This is a genomic window from Kitasatospora sp. NPDC054939 (genome assembly GCF_053610105.1).
This window is the reverse complement of the sequence record NZ_JBSGXP010000269.1, coordinates 1-4,298: the sequence shown is the minus strand read 5'-3', so window position 1 is coordinate 4,298 and position 4,298 is coordinate 1. Positions and strand designations below refer to the sequence as shown.

Sequence of the window (4,298 nt, the reverse complement as noted above, 5' to 3'; positions counted from 1 at the left end):
GGGGGGGGGGGGCGGCGCGCCGCCCCCCCCCCCCCCCCGCGCCGACGGACCGTCAGGCCCGTTCCTCGGAAGGTCAGACCCGGTCCGCGGCGATCAGGACGTACTGGAACGAGCCGTCCTTGTAGGAGGAGATGAACGCCTCCTCGATGCCGGTGACGAGGGAGGAGGTGGCGCGCAGCTCCCAGTAGGGGAGGGTGGCCGGCGTCAGGTCGATGACGGCCTGCGGCACGAGGCGGTTGTCGGCCATCGCCCGCAGGTACTCGCGGCGGGAGTGGATGTTGCACTCGAAGTGCGCGTTGATCTGCGAGACCCACTTCGAGGGCTGGCCGTAGACCGGGTTCCAGCAGCCGGTGATGGTGACGTACCGGCCGCCGACCCGCAGGATCCGGGAGTGCTCGGCGAACAGGTCGTTCAGGTCGACGTACATGCTGGACTCGTTGTTCCAGGACCCGGCGGCCTCGCCGGTGCCGAACGGCAGATCGAGCATGTTGCAGACCTGCGAGCGGACGGAGTCGGCGATGCCGAGCTCGCGGACGCGCTGGTTGGCGAAGTCGGCCTGGGTGGTGGAGAGGGTGACGCCCTCCACCCGGCAGCCGAAGCGCTGGTGGGCCATGACCATGGAGCCGCCGCGGCCGCAGCCGGCGTCCACCAGGGTGTCGCCGGGGCGGACGTCGCCGAGGTGGTCGAGCAGGACGTCGGCCTGGGCGGACTCCAGCCGGTGCAGCTCGGCGATGACCTTCTTCTCGCGCTCGCTGTCGGCCGGGTCGCCCAGCGAGGCGTGGTCGACGTCCCCGATGCCGTAGTGGTGGTGGTAGAGGCCGTCGACGTCCCCGAGGCGGAGGTTGACGGGGCGGGCCTCGTGGTTCCAGTAACGGGCGATGTCGTTCTGGTAGGGGGTTGCAGGGCCGGGCACGGTGGCGGTGGCGGGCAGGTCGGTGGTGGTCATTGCGGTAGCTCCTCGATTACCAGAAGTCGGGCAGGCTGTAGCGGTAGGTGTTGGTCTGGTGCCAGTTGTGGTTGCCGTCGACCCAGACGGCGACGCCGCGCAGGAAGCGCACCAGGGACGGGGCGGGGCAGGAGGCGGCCAGGGCGGCGGCCTCGGCCTCGAAGGCGTGCATGAGGTCGTTGTGGACCTCGACCGCCTTGAGGTAGCCGTCGCGCCGGGTGCCGCCCTCCTGTTCGGCGATCACCACCGGCAGGTTCAGGTGGCGGCCGGGACTGGCGAGTTCCTTGGTGTACGAGTACAGGTCGTTGACGATCGTGGTGGCATTGGAGGCGAGCGCGATGACGCGCTGCAGGGCGGGCAGGGCGTGCAGGTCGGCGGGCAGCTCGTAGCCGCCGACGGTGTCGGTGATGGTCGGGCAGGGGCGGAAGTTGTTGAACTGGCGCATCGCCAGGTACTCCCACACCTCGGGGACGTGGTCGGTCTCCGCCCAGGCGGCCTCGGCCAGGTACCCGAGGTGCAGCCGCGCCATGTCGTGCCGGAACCGGTCGGCCTGCGCGGGCGTGGCCGCCCGGGTGAAGTACTCCATCGCCGAGTGGTAGGCCCGCCGGGGCGCGTCCGATCGGAGCGACTCGGCCCAGGCCGGCGCGTACTCGGCGGCGGTGTGCAGCGGGTCGAGGGCGGTGTGCGCCAGCAGCAGCCGGCTGCCGAGGCCGACCGGCGAGCCGCCGTGGTCCTCGCAGTAGCAGTCGTCGACCACGTTCTCGGCGGCCATCAGCCGGGTGGCGACCATCAGGTGGTCGACGTCCGGGGCGTCGGGGTGGCAGCCGACCATGTAGCGGCCGAGCGAGAAGCCGTCGAACTGGTCCTCCCACTCCGGCGGGTAGAGCTGGACCTCGTCGACCGCCCATTCCTTGATCCGCCGGCCGACCTCCGCGACGCGCACCGGGTCCGGCTCGGGGATCGGGTGGTGGTACAGGCCGGGGATCGGGTCGCCCGACTGCGGCGCGGAGCCGCTCGGGGCGGTCGCCTGCGGCGCGCCGCCGGGCGGGGCGAAGTGCAGGCCGGCCGTCCCCAGGCCGCTGGGACCGCCGAGGATCCGGTCCAGGGCGGTCCGGCTCATGGCCGGACCGCCGGGGTCCGGATGCTGCTCGACGGTCTGGTGTCGACGGACACGGAAGGGCCTCCCTCGGTGAAGGACTGCACGCCGGTGCGGGCAGCACGCCATGACGGATCGTCACTTGGTAGGACAAGCAGGGGGATTACCGCCCGTGCGGCCCCTCGGTGCTTGCTGATCAACGGTAGGTGGGGCGGCCCGGATGGCGGTGCTCCGCAGTGCTGTCTGTACCCGATAGGGTGAACATTCGCCGTTATCGGGTTTGAAGCGCCCGTATTTGATCACTTGCGGCGCGCGGCCCTGACCACCCGCGATGCGGTTGCGGGCCGGTCGACCGCCGAGCCCCGCCGCGGCGATCCGCCCCGCGCTGCCCTGCGCCACGGCTGCGCCTGCTCCACCTCACCCGCCCGCCCGCCCCACCCCCGCCGCGGCGATCCGCCCCGCGCTGCCCCCTGCCCACCCGACCCCCGCGCCCGCCCGGACCGCCCGCCCGGACCGCCCGCCCGGACCGACCCCGTCACGCTTGACCAAGGATTACGTAATTACGTAATCTTCGAACATGAGCCTCGAAGAGCGGGTAGCCGACCTGGAGCGCCGCCTGGCGGCACTGGAGGAAGCCGAGCGGGAGCGGGTCGCGCACCGACCTGCCGAGGAGCCCGAGGAGGACGACTTCTGGGCCCTGGAGGGTCTGAAACGTCAGCTCGCCGACGGCGGTGCCGACCGGGGCGGCGTGCTGTTCACCGGCGCGGTCGCCCTGCCCACCGGGCAGCGCTACGAATGGCAGTACGCGCTGCCGACCGAGGCGCTGCTCGACACGGACTGGACCGAGGCCGTCGACGCCTTCGCGGCACTCGGCCACCCGCTGCGCGCCCGGCTGCTCCGGGAGGTCCTCGCCGGGCGCCGCACCGTCACCGAACTCGCCGAACTCGACGCCCTCGGCACCACCGGCCAGCTCTACCACCACCTGCGGCAGCTCGCCTCCGCCGGCTGGCTGCAGGCGCTCGGCCGGGGCCGCTACGAGGTGCCGGCAGGCCGGGTCGTCCCGCTGCTGGTCGCCCTCGCCGCGGCCCGGCGCTGAACGCCCGCCCGCCGCTGCGGCCCAAGCCCCGCACGCCCTGCGCCCACCGCCCACCGCCCAGCCACGGGTACGCCCGCGCTCCGCCCCACCCGCCGCCCGCACGCCCGGCGCCGGCACAACCGCGCCCGCGACGCCCGCCACCCGCCATCCGCCCGTCCACCCGCCCGAACCGGAGGCCGCCGTGCCCGCCGTGCCCGTCCTGACCGCCGCCCTGGCCCGCTGCTGCCTGATCCTCTTCTTCGCGCAGCTCGTCGCCGACCTCGTCCTGGACTTCTCCGTGCTGTGGGGCTGGATCCCGCTCGGCGCGGGCCTCCTGCTGCAGTGGTTCGCCGGACGGCAGTCGGCGCCCCGGTCCGTGCCGGAGCCGATCGAGGTGGCGCCGCCAGTCGCCGGCCGATGGTCGGCGCTCAACAGCCCCGCCGACAGGGTGCCGAGCCACGGCACCCACACCCTCGCCCAGACCTTCGCCGTCGACCTGGTCGCCGAACCGGAGGACCGGCCCCGCCCCGCCTTCGGCTGGTGGCCGCCCAGCCGCTCCAACGGCGACTTCCCGGCCTTCGGCGCACCCCTGCTCGCCGTCGCCGACGCCACCGTGGTCCGGGTCGCCGACCGCCACCGGGACCACCGCAGCCGCAACTCCTACCCGGCGCTGGCGTACTTCGTCGTCGAATCGCTGGCCCGGATGCTCGGCGGCCCCGGCCGGATCATCGGCAACCACGTCGTGCTCGACCTCGGCGGCGGCACCCACGCGCTGTACGCCCACGTACGCCGCGGTTCGGCCGTCGTGCGGGTGGGCGACCGCGTCACGACCGGCCAGCTGCTCGGGGACTGCGGGAACTCGGGCAACTCCACCGAGCCGCACGTGCACTTCCAGCTCATGGACGGCCCCGACCCGCGCAGCGCCCGCGGCCTGCCCTTCACCTGGCGCGGCGCCGGCGTCCCGGCCGCCGGCGAGGTCTTCACCGTGCCGGAGCCGGCCGCCGCCACGGCCTGACCCCCGCCCGGGCGCCCGAACGGGGGGCCAGGACGGGGGCGGGCCGCGGCGGGCGAACGCTCAGCAGGCGCAGGAGATGCCGGAGCGCGGGGCGGTCAGGTCGTCGACCGGACGCCGGTCCGGGCCGGCGGCGGTGTCGAAGGCGAAGCCCTCGCGCACCCAGTAC

Annotated in this window: 3 protein-coding genes and 1 pseudogene; 2 read left to right on the top strand and 2 right to left on the bottom strand. The window is 74.1% G+C overall.

Going from position 1 to position 4,298, the window contains the following annotated elements; genetic code table 11:
* Positions 1-73: 73 nt before the first annotated feature.
* Together ACWGB8_RS37950 and ACWGB8_RS37945 are read right to left on the bottom strand one after the other, a co-directional pair.
* Positions 74-946, bottom strand: a complete 873-nt coding sequence (locus tag ACWGB8_RS37950) for a geranyl diphosphate 2-C-methyltransferase (protein ID WP_452218220.1) — start codon at positions 944-946, stop codon at positions 74-76.
* 16 nt (positions 947-962) lie between these two features.
* Positions 963-1,934, bottom strand: a pseudogene (locus ACWGB8_RS37945) (family 2 encapsulin nanocompartment cargo protein terpene cyclase); the annotation flags it as partial.
* Positions 1,935-2,619: 685 nt separating this feature from the next.
* Here ACWGB8_RS37945 and ACWGB8_RS37940 point away from each other — a divergent pair.
* Positions 2,620-3,138 carry an ArsR/SmtB family transcription factor gene (locus ACWGB8_RS37940; RefSeq protein WP_452218219.1) on the top strand — a complete coding sequence of 173 codons (519 nt, stop codon included), beginning with the start codon at positions 2,620-2,622 and terminating at the stop codon, positions 3,136-3,138.
* 181 nt (positions 3,139-3,319) lie between these two features.
* Entirely contained in the window at positions 3,320-4,132 is an 813-nt protein-coding gene (locus ACWGB8_RS37935) for a M23 family metallopeptidase (protein WP_452218218.1), read from the top strand.
* Positions 4,133-4,298: the final 166 nt, after the last annotated feature.